The following is a 16,130-nucleotide window of genomic DNA, read 5'->3' on the forward strand; positions in this document are numbered from 1 at the left end:
TCGATAACTTACAAAAAGTAAGCATATTGTTCGCAACTTTTTTTGTTCCTTGTTATAGTGAGAACAGAGAATCAGTAATGAGAAATGAGGAAAAGAAAATGACCATCAATCACAGAAATCTTGAATTTGGGTTAGATACTTTTGGCGATCTAGCCTTTGATGATACAACGAAAGAACGGATCAGTTATAGCGAATCGTTGCGCAATATCGTGGCAGAAGGAAAATTAGCCGATGAAGTCGGCATCGATGTCATTGCCTTAGGGGAGCACCATCGGGAAGAATATTCGATCTCAAGTCCTGATACGGTACTAGCGGCGTTAGCGATGGTTACCAAAACCATCAAATTAGGTACCGGTGTAACTGTCTTGAGTTCGGATGATCCCGTGCGGGTCTACGAACGGTTTGCGACCGTTGACGCGTTGTCGAACGGTCGTGCACAAATCATGCTGGGACGAGGATCTTTTACTGAATCATTCCCTCTATTCGGCTATGACTTGCAAGATTATGAAGAACTATTTGAAGAAAAAACAGCGATGTTTAGTGAACTGAGAAAAGGCAAACCATTAACTTGGGAAGGCAAGTTCACGCAATCCTTAAAAAATGTCGACGTTTTTCCAAAAATCGAGGGACACCAATTAGATACCTATGTGGGTGTCGGTGGAACCCCTGAATCGATCATTCGTGCCGTCCGTTATGGGTTTCCCGTTATGTTAGCGATCATCGGTGGCGAACCTGCTCGTTTTGCGCCGTATGTTGATCTGTATAAAAAGGCAGCGCAGCAATTGGGGCAACCGATTCTGCCAATCGGCATGCACTCCCATGGTGTGATCGCCGACACCGACGAAGAAGCCTATGAAATCGGCTGGAACTACATCAAAAAGAGCATGGACAAAATCGGTCTTGATCGCGGCTGGCCAGCCATGAGCAAAGAGCGCTTTGACTTTGAAGTCGAACATGGATCTTACTATGTAGGCAGTCCAGAAACCGTGGCGCAAAAAATCGCCCGTATGATGCCGCAAGTCGGTGTAGAACGCTTTGATCTGGTTTACGGTACTGGCGGACAGCTGCAAAAAGACCGTTTCAAAACGATTGAATTGTATGGAACCAAAGTGATTCCACGGGTGAAAGAATTGTTGGCAGCAGGTGATAGCAATGCCTAAAACCATCGGTATTTTAGGCGCAGGCAAGTTAGGCTTAGCGCTCGCAAATCTTGGTGCCAAGGCGGGCTATCGGGTCTTGATCGCCAGTACGAAGCCAGCAGAAAAAATCGCCTTGTCCGTTTCTGTGTTGGCTCCGGGAGCGATCGCAAAAAATGCCGTTGAGGTGATGACAGAAGCCCAAACGATCATTTTGGCAATCCCATTGAGTAAGTACCAACAGCTGCCAGCAGAAGCTTTGGCTGGCAAGCTAGTGATCGATGCCATGAACTATTGGTGGGAAGTCGATGGCAAAGAAACAGAATACTCATCCATCGAGCAGACTTCTTCGGAACGTGTGCAACGCTATTTTTCCCAAAGTAAAGTAGTCAAAGGATTCAATCATATGGGGTACCACGACATCCAAGAGGAATCTTTGCTGACGAGAACGGCTGCTCAAGGAACTGCCAAAAAAGCCATCGCCATTGCTGGTGATGACCAAACCGCCCTCGATCAGACAGCAGAAATCGTTGCTGCCTTCGGCTTTGATCCCTTTCCTATCGGTGCTTTAGCTAATGGCATCATGTTAGAACCCGGCAGTCCTTTCTTTGGTGCCAATCAAACCAAAGAGGGATTGACGGCATTGATGAAGGCGTTTTGGAGCAGTGAGAAAGGGCAAGCGTTTCTGGCGCGTCCTTCCGCTGTGAGTAACAAGCAGCAGGCTCCCCAGTAAAAGAGCCGGCTCCACGTACGGCTGGATACGATAAAAACAACCCTCTTCTCAAAAAAAGAAGAGGGTTTTTCCCATCCAGTCAAATCAGCACGTGGTCGCTAAAAATGCAATGTGATTGTTACGATTGTGATTCGTAAGCAGTGGTTGTTACGTTTACGTCTCTGCCAGACGATCCATAGTGTACATATCAGCCTGTACCTGCTTTGTGCTCGCCTTTGACCCCCACCCATGTTTGTTAAAGATCGACTAGCCAGTTGGTTTGTTGGATCTTTCCATCTAATTCTCGCAGCTGTTTGGCGGTCGCATTCAATTGCTCCGTTAGCGTTTTTGTATCGATCGTGCGCACCAGTCGAATTTCGTTGCGACCCATTCGGGGAGCTGCTTTGGTTTCATCCAGTGCTTGCGTAAGCAGTGCATGCTTGCGGCGCAGCTGTTCTCGCTGTTCTAGTGCTTCCATCAACAATAACGCACTATCTGCTAAAGAGGCAGTCGCATTTTTCCGATTGATGGCTACGACTAATTCTGAATATTGTTGATTGATCTCATCGTATTCCTTGAACAATTCTGTGATACTGCGATCCAAGGTATCGCCTTCTTGGACTAACACACTGCTAGAGATTTCGTTGCGCAATTGAAACAGACGATTGTTCAAATCTCGTCTTAAAAGTAACGCTTCTGCTAATTTCATTTTGGCACACTCCTTTTTACAAATGAGAAGGCTTATCTAATCCTTATCCTAGAGAAGAACGTGACGAAAGGCAAGCAAGACGCAAAACAAGCTCTGATAGAAAAATCATAAAAAACTGAATATTCGCAATTCTTGTTGACTTCCAAAAACACCAATAGTATACTTTAAAACAATCATGAAATAGACAAAAAAACGTCATTTACCTGTTTTTTAGATAAAAAGAAAGACGATGAAGAGAAGAGTAGCTTTGGAATCTGTTAGAAGAGAACCCGGATGGTGAGAAAGGGCAGCAGAAAAAAAGTGAAGATGAGCTCTGAGTGATCCGATTTGTTCACGCAAATCAGACGGAAAGCAGCCGTTACCGTGCCAAGTATCTTAGCGTACTGTTGAGGTGCCATTTGTGAGAATGGTGCGAAAAAGGGTGGTAACACGAAAATCTCGTCCCTTTGTTTGTCAAAGTTGATAAGCAAAGGGATGAGGTTTTTTCTTTTTATCGTTGAATGCGTTTTTTGCTGTCATGAAAAACACTTGCGTTGGTTGCGCAATCACATAGGAGGAAGAATGAAAATGATCTGGAAGAAGCGTTTATTGGTTGCAGCAGGAGTGATTGGGTTGACCCTTTCTGGCTGCACGACAACAGGAAATACCGAGGGATCAGAGGCTGAATCTAACGGAGCGCCGAATCAAGCGATTGCGGTGAGTCTACCAGCTGAGCTGACGACTCTCGATACGACCCAAACGACGGATAAAGCAACGTTTACCATCGTACAACATTTATTCGAAGGGCTTTATCGTTTCGATGAAAACAGTGAACCAGTTCCAGGCTTGGCAGAAGGAGTCGAAATCAGTGAAGATGGCAAAACCTATACCTTTACTTTGCGAGACGATGCGAAGTGGAGCAATGGCGAAGCGATCACTTCGGCTGACTTTGCTTATGCGTGGAAAAAGTTAGTTGATCCAGCAACGATGGGACCAAACGCCTATTTGTTGGATAATGTAGTCAATAGTAAAGACATTCGTGAAGGCAATGCAGACGTAGAAACGATTGGTCTGGAAACCCCAGATGACGCGACCTTTATCGTACAGTTGGAGCAGCCGCAGCCTTCGTTTTTATCCTTGATTTCCATCGGCTGGTTGGCACCGCAAAATCAAGCCTTTGTTGAAGAAAAAGGCGAGACCTATGCCCGGACAAGTGAAGATTTGTTGTATTCTGGTCCCTTTACTTTAACCGATTGGCAACAGACAGGAGACGAGTGGACGCTAGTGAAAAACGACCAATACTACGATGCTGATGTCGTTCAATTGGAGGAAATCAAAGGCTCCACCATCAAAGAAGAAAATACGGGGATCCAATTGTTTGAAAGCGGCGACCTTGATTTGCAAAAAATCAGCGGGATCTACGTCCAACAATACGGGGACAATGAAGAACTAGTTACGCAAAACGATGTGGCGAACTTTTTCTTAGACTTCAATAAAACCGCCAACGATGCCTTAGCAAAGGTTCATGTGCGTAAAGCGATCGCGTTGGCGATCGACAAAGAAAGTCTCGTGGATAATGTGTTGAACGATGGAGCGAAAGTTTTAAATGGATTGATCCCTACCGGCTTAGCTGCGAATCCAAATACTGGCGAAGATTTTCGAGAATATAGCGGTGATTACAACCTGTATGATTTAGAGGCTGCCAAGGAAGAGTGGGAAAAAGCCCAAGCGGAAATTGGCGAAAGTACGACGCTGCGTTTGTTAGTGACAGATGATGACAATGGCCAAAAAATCGGGGAGTACTTGCAAAGCCAACTCCAAGAGAACTTGCCAGGCTTGTCGATCTCCATCAACAAACAGCCACGTGCCAGCTTGAATCAATCAAGAGCAAATAGTGATTATGAGCTTTCCGTTTCTGGCTGGATCGCTGGAAGCAGTGACATGGATATGTTCTTTATCTTATACAAAAACGGCGCTTCCTTTAACTACGGCGGCTATATCAATGAAGAATATACGGCGTTGACGGAAGATGCGCGCACCGTTCATGCCAACGACCCCGATCAATATTTTGAAGATTACAAAGCGGCAGAAGAAATTTTGTTGGAGCAAGATGCTGCGCAAGTCCCTCTTTACCAAAGTGCTTCAAATTATCTGATCAAATCAAATGTTAAAGACATCCAATTCCCAGCTTATGGCGCGCATTTCTTTTTCCGCACCGCCTATGTTAGTGAATAAGGGGAAAAATAGTTGAATGAAACGCGCATGTTTATTCGATGAACATGCGCGTTTTGCAACAAAAAAAGCAGTTCAGAAAGCTGAACTGCTAAATGCGGAAGATGGGAGTTGAACCCACACGAGATAAACTCACACGCGCCTGAAGCGTGCGCGTCTGCCATTCCGCCACTTCCGCATAAGATAAAGATAATCCTTTCTAGGAAGAAATGCAAGTCCAATCTCACAAAAAGGAGCCCGCCAGCGGGGACTGGCGGGATAGGAGTAAAAATGAAAAAGTGTTAGGGTTGTTTGTTGGTATGCATTTATAATAGCGGGAAAATGTGAAAAAAAGTTGACGAATCAAACAGAATTCTGAGAAGAAATCGTCAAGAAAAAGTGAAACCATTTAAAACAGTCAGAAGACAAAAAGGAGCCCGCCAGCGGGGACTGGCGGGATAGGAGTAAAAATGAAAAAGTGTTAGGGTTGTTTGTTGGTATGCATTTATAATAGCGGGAAAATGTGAAAAAAAATTGACGAATCAAACAGAATTCTGAGAAGAAATAGCCAAGAAAAAGTGAAACCAGATAAAACAGTCAGAAGACAAAAAGGAGCCCGCCAGTGGGGACTGGCGGGAAGGAGTAAAAATGAAAAAGTGTTAGGGTTGTTTGTTGGTATACAAGTATCATACCGAGAAAATATGAAGAATTTTCGCGTGAAATTTAGAAATTGCGTGAATCTTTTGACAAATTATGGCTTCTGTTTGAATTTTTTCTTAAAAGAGAATTGACAAAAGGCACAAGCTTTGATAATTTTAATGAAACAAAATGCAAACGCGATGAAAAAGAAAGTAGAATCACGGGCGTTGTCTAGCAGAGAGTTCCAGCAGGTGAGAAGGAACGACAACAAATGATTTGAAAATGACTTTGGAGCGGATTTTCTGACTAATTAGGAAAATACGGTTGCCCCGTTAACAAGCGACAGTCTCCGAGTGTTTTCGGGTACTGAATGAGGTGAGGCCTGTGAAGGTTTTACAGATTAAGGTGGTACCGCAGGTGATGCCCTTAGCTTTGGCTAAGGGCTTTTTTTGTGTCTGTAGGGTCAGCTGTTTCATGCGAAGGTTTTGTTGAAAAGGAGAAAGGTTGTTGGGAGGAGAGAAAATGCACAAATTAGTGGTTCAAACCGATTTTGGTTTGCAAGATGGAGCGGTCAATGCGATGTACGGGGTAGCCTATCAAGTGGCACCAGAGCTGGTCATCGCGGATTTGACTCATGAGATCGAGCCATACAACATTCATGACGCCAGCTATCGCCTGCTACAAAGCGTCACCTATTGGCCAGCAGGAACAGTCTTTGTTTCAGTGGTCGATCCTGGCGTAGGGTCTGATCGACGAAGTGTGGTTGCCAAGCTGGCGACCGGGCAGTTGGTTTTGACACCAGATAACGGCACCCTGACCTATTTAGCGACTTATATCGGAATCGCTGAACTTCGGGTGATCAATGAGGCAACTGAGCGCTTGGCAGGATCAGCCGAAAGCCATACGTTTCATGGTCGGGATGTTTATATGTATAATGCCGCTCGGCTCGCCAGCGGCGCCATCAGCTTTGAAGAGCTAGGAACACCTGAACCTAAAGAAACAATCCAAGTTTTTGCCATTGAAAAGCCAAGCCAAACAGCTGAAACGATCACAGGGACGATCGATATTCTCGATATCCGCTTTGGTTCGTTGTGGACGAATATTCCCCACACGTTCTTTAAGCAATGGCAGGTCCAATACAATGAGTCGCTGCTCGTCAGTATCTACTACCAAGATACCCTGCGTTATCAAGAAGAAGTGCGTTTCGGACGCTCCTTTGCGCAAGTGGCAGAAAAAGAACCCGTCTTATATGTCAATTCCTTGCTGAATATCGGTTTAGGGCTCAACTTGGCTTCATTTGCTGAAACCTATAAAATCGGAACTGGCACAAATTGGAAAATTACCCTCAAAAAAAGGAGAAATGAAAAATGAATCAATCAAAATTTACAGTAAAACACATTGTTGCAATCGGTATCGGTGCTGCGGTCTTTTTCGTCTTAAAACGTTTCGTCACGATTCCGACGGGTTTCCCAAATACAGATATCGCCACAGCCTATCCTTTCTTGGCGCTATTAGGCGTTGTCTACGGTCCGATCGTGGCTGGTTTAGCAGGCTTTATCGGTCATGCTCTAGGAGATTTAACGACTTATGGTCCATGGTGGTCTTGGATCGCCGCCTCTGGGATCTTAGGGGTGTTCTTTGGATTTTTGACTCGTTGGATTCCAATCCAGCAAGGAACCTTTGGCGCTAAAGAAATTCGGACCTTCTTGATCGGTGAAACGATCGCAAATTTGGTCGTCTGGGTGATCATTGCGCCGATCGGGGATATTTTGATCTATGGCGAACCAGCGAACAAAGTCTTTACGCAAGGAGTCATTGCGGGATTGACCAATGCAGTCGTAACTGGGATAATCGGAGTGATCCTGCTAAAAGCCTATGCCCAAACCAAAACCAAAAAAGGCAGCTTGAGCAAGGAATCCTAACCAAAGAAATGTGTGAAGGCTAAAAAATGAAACAAAAAATCATTCAATTTACGAATTTTTCTTTCCAATATGATGCACAAGCGGAACCGACCTTGAAAAACATCGATCTAACGATCTATGAAGGAGAAAAAGTCCTGATCGTCGGTGCCAGCGGTTCTGGCAAAAGTACATTAGGAAAATGTTTGAACGGTTTGATCCCGCAAAATGACAAAGGCAGTAGTACTGGAGAATTGACGATCGGTACCAATGCCTTTGGGCAAGCTTCCATCTACGAGCTGTCTTTGACCGTCGGCACGGTGCTGCAAGACACCGATAGCCAATTTGTAGGCTTGACCGTAGCAGAAGATATCGTGTTTTCATTGGAAAACGATCAGCGCAGTCAAGCAGTGATGCAAGAGGCGCTGCGTTTTTGGGCAGAAAAGACTGACTTAATGGATCATTTGGCGAAAAAACCGCAGGAATTATCGGGTGGCCAAAAGCAACGTGTTTCAATGGCAGGTGTTTTGATCGATGAAACACCGATTCTACTGTTTGATGAGCCGCTAGCCAACTTGGATCCGCAAACAGGTGTGGAAGCCATCAAAATGATCGACCAGCTGTATCAAGAGAAGCGTTTTACCACCATCATCATTGAACATCGCTTAGAAGAAGTGTTAGCCGCAGCTGTCGATCGCATCATCGTGATGGAAGAAGGCCGCATCCTTGCCGACAGTACACCGAATGAACTATTAAAAACGGATATGCTGCAGCAAGTCGGCATTCGTGAACCGCTGTATTTAGCTGCTTTAAAAAAAGCGGGGGTTCCCGTGACCGAGGCTGCTGATTTGGTCGCGGTAGAAGCAATTGCATCACCTGAGATTGCCGAAAAACTGACTCAGTTTCAGGAAAAATTTCCGAAAACGGCGCTTCCTAGCCACCAGCCGCCGTTGTTGGAAGCAAAAAATCTATCGTTTTCCTACCAAGTGGGCAAACCCATTTTGCAGGCACTGGATTTTACCATCCATCAAGGAGAAATGATTAGTTTGGTCGGGCATAATGGCGCAGGAAAATCGACCTTGTCCCATTTGATTACCGGCTTTTTAACTCCGACTTCTGGCAAGTTGCTTTGGCAAGGAACGGATATGGGCAATGATTCCATCAAAGAACGAGCGCAAAAAATCGGGTATGTGTTGCAAAACAGCAATCAAATGCTGTCAAAAAACTTCCTGTTTGACGAAGTTGCCTTAGGCTTGCGCAACCGAAACGTTCCAGAGGCTGAAATTACAGAAAAAGTTCATCAGACCTTGAAAATTTGTGGTCTTTATCCGTTTCGTTCATGGCCATTGTCGGCACTAAGTCATGGGCAAAAACGCCGAGCCGCCATTGCAGCGATCCTCGTCTTAGATCCTGAACTCATTTTATTGGATGAGCCGACAGCGGGACAAGACTATCGCCATTACACCGAAATGATGCAATTTTTACAGGAGTTGAACCAGCGGGGATTAACGATCGTTATGATCACCCACGATATGCATTTGATGTTGGAGTATACACAGCGGACGATCGTTTTGACACAAGGAACGATTTTGCTGGACGCACCGCCAGAAGTTGTCTTAGCAGACAAACAAGTGGTGAGTGCCGCAAACCTCAAAGAAACCAGCTTGTACACACTGGCGACCCTTAACCAGCTGACAGATCCCGCCGCTTTTACTGCCGCCTTCATTGCCAGCGAGAAGGAGGGATACGATGGAGAGTAATCTAATCGGCTATCTTGACCGCAAAACGTGGATTCACCAATTAAGCGGTGCCGCAAAACTGATTTGTTTTTTGCTGCTATCCATCATCGGGATGATCTCTTATGATACGCGCTTTCTCATTGGACTGGCATTGTTTTCGGTCTTTCTATTTGCCAGTGCTGGAATTCGCTACCGAGATATCGCTTTTGTATTGAAATTTATCATCTTCTTTTCGCTTTTGAATTTGGTGGCGGTCTATCTTTTCGCACCAGAATATGGGGTGGAGATCTACGGTACGCGCCACGTGATTTTCGAAGGGATCGGTCGGTATACATTGACCCAAGAGCAAGTGTTTTATGAGCTGAATCTGTTGATCAAATATTTTGTCACGATTCCTCCAGGGTTGATTTTCTTGTTTACCACCAATCCTAGTGAGTTAGCGTCCAGTATCAACCGCATCGGGATTTCCTACAAGATCGCCTATGCAGTTGCACTCGCTTTGCGTTACATCCCTGATATTCAAGATGATTTTCGGACCATTGCCAAAGCGCAGCAAGCACGGGGCGTGGAGCTTTCTAAAAAAGCACCTTTGCGCAAGCGAGTGGCAGGCAATGTCGCGATCGCGATTCCTTTGATTTTTTCCAGCTTGGAACGGATCGACCATATTTCTGCTGCTATGGAGCTAAGAAGGTTTGGCAAGCACAAGCAGCGTACCTGGCTGAAAGCTAAGCCGATCCAAGGCAAAGATCTCTTGGCGATTGCTGTCGTTTGCTTGATCGTGGCGCTCGGATTGTCCTTGATGGTCCTTAATGGCGGACGTTTCTACAATCCATTTCGTTAACAAATCACCCCATGAAAACTTAAAAAAACGGACGCATTGTCAATAATGAAAGTGGGACGGATAAATCAGAGTTGATTCATCCGTCCCAGAAATGATCGAGCCAAAAAACGCAGGATAGTCAGTCAATTGACTTTAGCGAGTGCTACATTTGCTAATGTCAGTTGCTGCTAGGCCTGCGTTTTTTTTGCCGCTAAAAAAAGGAGCCCGCCAGCGGGGACTGGCGGGATAGGAGTAAAAATGAAAAAGTGTTAGGGTTGTTTGTTGGTATGTATTGATAATAGCGGGAAAATGTGAAAAAAATAGGAAGAGAAAGCAATAGAAGTGTGTCAATCTGTTGATGATTTTCGTAAAACATTCCAGCGGAAGCCTTTTAGATCTTTGATTGACGGAAACGCGAAATAAGGCTACACTGATGGCATCAAAGCAGTACAAGGAGGGGACAGGATGGATGCCATTACGATCAACGGACTAAGCAAACAATACAACAAGAAGTACGCCATCGAGAATGTATCATTGCAAGTGGCAGAAGGAGAAATTTTTGGCTTTATCGGACCAAATGGTGCGGGAAAATCAACGACCATCAAAGTATTGTTGAATTTTATCAAACCAGATGCAGGACAGGCGGCGATTTTTGGACGAGATTGCCAACAAGCAGCCAAAGAGATCAAAACGTTTACTGGGTATGTTTCCAGTGATGTACGGTTTTATTCAAAAATGACGACAGCAGAACTACTGGCATTTACGGCGGATTTTCATCAAGTCAAGCAGCCAAAAAAAGAGATTCAGGAGTTGATGGAGCTTTTTCAAATTGATCCAAACAAATCGATCGCAGAACTTTCTTTAGGGAACAAGAAAAAAGTCGGGCTTGCGAGCGCCTTGATTGCACAACCGAGAATGTTGATTTTAGATGAGCCGACCAATGGCTTAGATCCCTTGATCCAAAAACGGCTGTTTGAAGAGCTTCTCAGAAGAAACAAACAGGGGATGACGATTTTCCTATCCAGTCATGATCTGCATGAAATTCAGACCTATGCCCATCGGACCGCCTTTATTCGTGAAGGACAGATCATCACCGTGAAAGAACTGAGTGAGGAAGAAAATTTCGGCAAAGTTGTAACGCTCACGAATGAGGACAGTCTCTCATTAGTCGGCTTGGAAAACGTACAAGTTCTTGCTCAGGAATCACACAGCTTGCGTTTTTTCTATCAAGGGGACATGAATCAGCTGGCACATTTTTTAACCAATCCTGCCATTAAAGAGTTCACGATCGAACACCCAACCCTTGAACAGCAATTTATGCTCCTGTATGAAGGAGGTTCTCAAAAATGACTTTAATGAAAATCGATCTTAAAAATACCTTCAAAGGCTGGCTAGTCTGGGCGATCCTTTTTGCAGCAATCATTTTTGCATTTACGGCTATCTATCCTCAAATGATCACGCCAGAAATGAAAACGTCGTTAGACCAGATGTTGGGCTCTTTCAGCCCAGAATTACTAGGCATCTTTAACATCCAACTGACAGGACCCTCAAGTTTGGTTTCTCCAACAGGTTTTTTCGGGTACTACTTTCAATACTTATTTATCGCTGCGTGTATTTATGGGATGCTTTTAGGCTTGAACAGCCTGATCACTGAAGAATCAGAAGGAACGATCGAGTATTTATATGCTCAGCCTATTAGCCGCAGAGAAATCGTTGGGTGGAAGTTCCTCGCTCGATTGTTGTTGCTGACTGGCTTTTGGCTGATTGCTTATGGCAGTAGTCTGGCATCATTTGCTTTGTTCAAACTGCCAGAAGACGACCTGTCCGCTTTTATGGAAGAAATCAGCAAAATCTTCGTTGCCGAGTACGGTGTTTTAGTCTTCTTCCTCTGTCTAGGTTTCTTTTTATCCACGATCTTGCGTTCCAGCAAACAAACCGCCAGCGTCGGTTTAGGCTGCGTGTTCGGTCTGTATTTGCTCGGCATCGTGGGGGAACTCTACGATAAATTGGAATGGCTAGCAGGACTTTCACCCGTCCGCATGGCATTACCCGTCCAACTCATGGATAACGGCGCGACATCCGTCCTATGGGTACTGCTGATCGGTATCATCTGTTTCTTTGGCACCTTTTCCCGTTATGAGCGCAAAGACTTGCAAGTCTGAGCACATCCAATCAAAACCCAAAAAAAGAGCCTGTCAGACGAATGAGTTAAAACTTATAGAACTGAATAATCAGAATTGATTCTGCAGCGCCCCCAAAAAGTTAAATTTTCGGGGGCGCTGCATTCTTCAGACCTATTATCGATTTGTATATTAAGAAGTATGTCGCATTCAAGTAAGAGTAAATCGTCATAAAGTAAATGGTAGATTGTTTTTTTACCACTGAAGGAGGCGTAACAGTTTTTTTAAAGTTGATTGAAGTCTATCAAAACAAAGAACTCGACTTGCTTATTTCATTGAAATCATTTACAGAAATATTTGATAAAAAATTTATGGAAAAATTTCAAAATCTTTTAATCATATAGGTATCTTTCCTACGATGATATCCCCTAAATATAACGGAAAATAGAGATGAATAATACCAATTTAAACACATGAAAACGAGTATTTTATTGATTGAAATCATTTAAGAACATGAAAAACAGATTTGTTTGATCAAACAATGTAAAAAAGTGAAGTATAAAAAAATTATGGCATTTTAATACTAGTTTCCTGTCACCCACATAAACGATCGATCGTATCATTGAATGATTTATTTTCCTTCGTTAAATGGTAAATAAAAAAATCATAAGAAAAATGAGTATATTAATATTAGAGTGTTTTAGTGCAAGAAAAAATCTTGTTTGAAGAGAAAGACTTATCTAAATATTAGGAATTAAATAATATTAAAAGTAGCAAGTTCTTCGAACCTACTACTTTAAATCACTGATTATTATAAACAGAATGTATGTTTGTATTTTAGGGGGTTTGGTGTTATAATTCATAGGACTTGGGCTTTTAATTGAATCCTATTTCCTTTGTTACCAGATGGATATGTCCAAGTAAATGGAGTGTTGAATTGTTTTTTTATTTTTGACTGTACTTCTATATATTCTTGACTATTGTAGATGGAAAAAGAATCAACATGTGGTTTGTAAGTAAACATATAGTTTGCTATTTGTTTATTATTACCTTCGCCTCCAATGCCAAAAAATGCCCATTCAATTAACTTTTTATTGTATTTACTAATGTTTTCTGAAAATTCTATGTACAAATCTAAAGAATTTTCCATAAAAGCTTTTTTTCCTCCATGTTTTTGAAACTCTCTTATTGAATTTGCCATGGTTGGACTTTCTATTCCTAAAACTTTAATGAAGTCATCTGCCGAATATTCATGAACGGATACTGAATTAGAGTGGGAATTTTTGCAACTGACTTTAATATCGTATTTTTGTATATCGGTTTCTATTTCAATATAGACATCTGTTTTGGGTGTTCCTCTTGATGGGAGTTTTGGAAGTTTATTTGTTGCTTCGATATGTAATACTTTTTCAGATTCATTTATGCCAAATGATTTTAAGAGCATATAAAACCAGTCATAATTATCTCCCACAATTGAATTATCAGAATTGTGATTCCAACATTTTTTGTTATTCTCATTATTAAATATTCTTGCAAGTCTCTGCTCTAAACTAATTCCTCTATCGGCGTTTCTTTTTCCCACAGAATCTAGTGAGGATATTTTAGATTCTATTAAAAGTTCTAACTCTCTAAAAGTCAAAACGTCATCTAGAGAACTAAACCTTTTTCCTGTACGGATTTTTTTAGAAGCATCATAGCCTAATTTTTTCTCTTCTTCATTGATCCCATTAGGAATTATTAAATAGGAAGCATTTATGGAAGGATTCAGTTTTTTTAGATGTTCAGAGCGATACTCAATTCCTTGAGCTCTATCTGATCTATATGTCGATGTACAATGAATTATCCATGTGATATCATCATTGAATGTAATCAAAAAATCAAACTTAAAATAGTTTTCTGTCTCAGGGTACTTTAATGAGTAATTGATTTTAAAATTTTTGAATTTTTTTTGTATATAAAAGCTATTTAATATATTTGACAGTGCTTTTTTTACATCACTACCTTTTTTACTTTTTTTACAATTATCGAGATTAATCAATACCTAATCATTCCTTTCTAAAAGAAGAGATAATCTAATTATACATATTTAAAGGAGCAATGTTAATGTTAACTTCAATTGATTTATTTAGTGGTCCTGGTGGATTAGCTACGGGTTTTCGTTGGGCCGGAATCAAACCCCTTATTGCAGTTGAGTGGAGTGACCATACTGTTCAAACTTATTCTGCGTCACATGGCGCGGAAATACTTGATTTAGAAGGTTATTTAAAGCAAAGTGATGATTTTGTTTTTGAAAAAAATGATAACACATTGCTTATACATGGTGATATAAGAAAAGTAACCAATGATTTAATAAAAAAGATTCTTAAAGAGAGATTTTCTGTTGATACTGTAGATGTTGTTACCGGAGGAGCACCTTGTGAAAGTTTTTCTCAAGCTGGAAAGAGAGCGGAAGAAGACGAACGGAATACATTATTTTTAAACGTAACCAGAATTGCTAGAGCGATTAATTCAAAAATGTTCGTATTTGAGAATGTGAAAGGTCTTTTTTCAAAAAAGAACGATGGGATACATGGTAAAATGTTCCAAGATATATGTAATGAATTCGAGCGTGTTACTGAAGGAGAGGCTTCATTTCACCTAGCAAGTAGGGAAAGAAATGTGGTTTTGCTGAAAGCTAATGATTATGGTGTTCCTCAAGTAAGGGAACGAATTTTTCTTGTAGGAATAAATAATGAATTTGATACGGAGTTTCATTATCCTCAAAAAACACATGGAGAAGGAAAAAATTTTGATTATGTTACAGTCGATGATGCATTAAAGGACTTGCCAAAAATTGATTCTGGACAAGGAGCCGAGGTATTAGACTATCATTTTGATTATACTAATTTAAATGATAAGCAACTTGATTTCATTACAATGCTTCATGGGGTAAAAGAGGGGTTTGAGCCACCCGCTAATATAGAATATGATGTAAACAAAATAACTTTTCATAAGGCAGTAAACCATAGAGAAAAGATGATTAAGCGCATGCACTTAATTAAAATTGGAGAAGGGATGAAACATGCCGCAGATAGATTAATAAAAGAAAATCGAGCAAATTTAGTGTCCGAATATTTTCCGAACAAATTGTATGCTGCGAGAAACAGGCGTTTAATTCCATATAAACCGAGTTTTACTGTTACATCTCATGTTTTGGATGAGATGATTCATCCATATGAGGATAGAGGGCTCACGCCTAGAGAAGCAGCACGACTTCAATCATTTCCAGACTGGTATGAATTTAGTGGACCATATGTAAAATTTCATGGGGATATAGAGCAGGATAAGTATGAGCAGATTGGTGATGCTATTCCTCCGTTGTTGGCATATGCGTTAGGAGTCGAGGTCTCAAGAACATTAATAAAAATCCATGAAAAATATAAATCATAAAACGGATTTTAATCTAAGCGTTATCTGACTCTGTCAGATTTAAATTTTAAATTAGGCGAAGTTCTGAATGAAAAACTTTCTTTGTATGTGTTTTTAATTTTATAAGTAAGGATGCCGTATTCTTTTTTCCGTTCTATAATTCTTATTCATTGATTAGTTTTTAGCGTTTGAATAATTTTTGTTTAAAAAATGAAAAACTATTTAATTAAGTAAAACGATATACTCAAACTAAAAAATAAATCTTTTGAATCAAAAAACCATTGAATCAAAAAAACATGCACAAAGCTATTGTGTGTATCCACCAGCAAACAAACCGCCAGCGTCGGCTTAGGCTGCGTGTTCGGTCTGTATTTGCTCGGCATCGTGGGGGAACTCTACGATAAATTGGAATGGCTGGCAGGACTTTCACCCGTGCGGATGGCATTACCCGTCCAACTCATGGATAACGGCGCGACATCAGTCCTATGGGTACTGCTGATCGGTATCATCTGTTTCTTTGGCACCTTTTTCCGTTATGAGCGCAAAGACTTGCAAGTCTGAGTATATCAATCAAAACCCAAAAAAAGAGCCTGTCAGCGGGGACTGACAGGCAAAGGAGTAAAAATGAAAAAGTGTTAGGGTTGTTTGTTGGTATGCTTATATAATAGTCTCGAAATGTGAAAAAAGTATGACGAAGCAGGCACGTTTTTGCGAAAAAATCATTGCGAAAGTTAAGAAAGCGTAAAGCGTCCCTTCACC

Annotated in this window: 13 protein-coding genes, 1 tRNA gene and 1 other annotated feature; of the genes, 11 read left to right on the forward strand and 3 right to left on the reverse strand. The window is 41.7% G+C overall.

What is annotated here, in order from left to right; translation table 11 throughout:
* Nucleotides 1–98 precede the first annotated feature (98 nt).
* Together IGI72_RS05115 and IGI72_RS05120 are read left to right on the forward strand one after the other, a co-directional pair.
* Nucleotides 99–1,160: an LLM class flavin-dependent oxidoreductase gene (locus IGI72_RS05115; RefSeq protein ID WP_413152736.1), complete on the forward strand. Its 1,062-nt coding sequence runs from the start codon at nt 99–101 to the stop codon at nt 1,158–1,160.
* Complete coding sequence (locus IGI72_RS05120; RefSeq protein ID WP_413152737.1) at nt 1,153–1,869, forward strand: NADPH-dependent F420 reductase; 717 nt, start codon at nt 1,153–1,155, stop codon at nt 1,867–1,869. Before IGI72_RS05115 ends, IGI72_RS05120 begins: the two co-directional genes overlap by 8 nt.
* Before the next feature lie 235 nt (nt 1,870–2,104).
* Here the strand turns inward: IGI72_RS05120 and IGI72_RS05125 are convergent, their stop codons facing one another.
* Nucleotides 2,105–2,557, reverse strand: a complete 453-nt coding sequence (locus IGI72_RS05125) for a DIP1984 family protein (RefSeq protein ID WP_005225396.1) — start codon at nt 2,555–2,557, stop codon at nt 2,105–2,107.
* A 561-nt stretch (nt 2,558–3,118) separates the two neighbouring features.
* On the opposite strand from IGI72_RS05125, the gene IGI72_RS05130 reads away from it, so the two are divergent.
* Nucleotides 3,119–4,771, forward strand: coding sequence for a peptide ABC transporter substrate-binding protein (locus IGI72_RS05130; RefSeq protein ID WP_413152738.1), 1,653 nt, complete (start codon nt 3,119–3,121; stop codon nt 4,769–4,771).
* A 93-nt stretch (nt 4,772–4,864) separates the two neighbouring features.
* Here IGI72_RS05130 and IGI72_RS05135 read toward each other — a convergent pair.
* A tRNA-Leu gene (locus IGI72_RS05135) sits at nt 4,865–4,946 on the reverse strand.
* 631 nt (nt 4,947–5,577) lie between these two features.
* Nucleotides 5,578–5,817, forward strand: a binding site (T-box leader).
* A 91-nt stretch (nt 5,818–5,908) separates the two neighbouring features.
* Here IGI72_RS05135 and IGI72_RS05140 point away from each other — a divergent pair.
* The 6 genes from IGI72_RS05140 (at nt 5,909) to IGI72_RS05165 (ending at nt 12,005) form a co-directional block, all read left to right on the forward strand.
* Nucleotides 5,909–6,757 carry an SAM hydrolase/SAM-dependent halogenase family protein gene (locus tag IGI72_RS05140; RefSeq protein ID WP_413152739.1) on the forward strand — a complete coding sequence of 283 codons (849 nt, stop codon included), beginning with the start codon at nt 5,909–5,911 and terminating at the stop codon, nt 6,755–6,757.
* Nucleotides 6,754–7,308 (forward strand): ECF-type riboflavin transporter substrate-binding protein, encoded by a 555-nt coding sequence (locus IGI72_RS05145; RefSeq protein WP_270273278.1) that lies wholly within the window; start codon nt 6,754–6,756, stop codon nt 7,306–7,308. The genes IGI72_RS05140 and IGI72_RS05145 overlap by 4 nt, the downstream gene beginning before the upstream one ends.
* Nucleotides 7,309–7,334: 26 nt before the next feature.
* Entirely contained in the window at nt 7,335–9,044 is a 1,710-nt protein-coding gene (locus tag IGI72_RS05150) for an ABC transporter ATP-binding protein (protein ID WP_438753348.1), read from the forward strand.
* Nucleotides 9,034–9,864, forward strand: a complete 831-nt coding sequence (locus tag IGI72_RS05155; RefSeq protein ID WP_074534935.1) for an energy-coupling factor transporter transmembrane component T family protein — start codon at nt 9,034–9,036, stop codon at nt 9,862–9,864. The genes IGI72_RS05150 and IGI72_RS05155 overlap by 11 nt, the downstream gene beginning before the upstream one ends.
* 444 nt (nt 9,865–10,308) lie before the next feature.
* Entirely contained in the window at nt 10,309–11,193 is an 885-nt protein-coding gene (locus tag IGI72_RS05160) for an ABC transporter ATP-binding protein (protein WP_156235938.1), read from the forward strand.
* Nucleotides 11,190–12,005, forward strand: a complete 816-nt coding sequence (locus IGI72_RS05165) for an ABC transporter permease subunit (protein ID WP_438753351.1) — start codon at nt 11,190–11,192, stop codon at nt 12,003–12,005. The genes IGI72_RS05160 and IGI72_RS05165 overlap by 4 nt, the downstream gene beginning before the upstream one ends.
* 817 nt (nt 12,006–12,822) lie before the next feature.
* Here IGI72_RS05165 and IGI72_RS05170 read toward each other — a convergent pair.
* Entirely contained in the window at nt 12,823–14,001 is a 1,179-nt protein-coding gene (locus tag IGI72_RS05170; protein ID WP_123834253.1) for an MspI family type II restriction endonuclease, read from the reverse strand.
* A gap of 65 nt (nt 14,002–14,066) precedes the next feature.
* On the opposite strand from IGI72_RS05170, the gene IGI72_RS05175 reads away from it, so the two are divergent.
* Nucleotides 14,067–15,392, forward strand: coding sequence for a DNA cytosine methyltransferase (locus IGI72_RS05175; protein ID WP_438753353.1), 1,326 nt, complete (start codon nt 14,067–14,069; stop codon nt 15,390–15,392).
* 288 nt (nt 15,393–15,680) lie between these two features.
* Complete coding sequence (locus IGI72_RS05180; protein ID WP_438753356.1) at nt 15,681–15,932, forward strand: hypothetical protein; 252 nt, start codon at nt 15,681–15,683, stop codon at nt 15,930–15,932.
* The last annotated feature ends 198 nt before the right edge of the window (nt 15,933–16,130 follow it).

The organism is Enterococcus sp. DIV1059_2 (assembly GCF_051713685.1).
GTDB classification, from domain to species: Bacteria; Bacillota; Bacilli; order Lactobacillales; family Enterococcaceae; genus Enterococcus_D; species Enterococcus_D casseliflavus.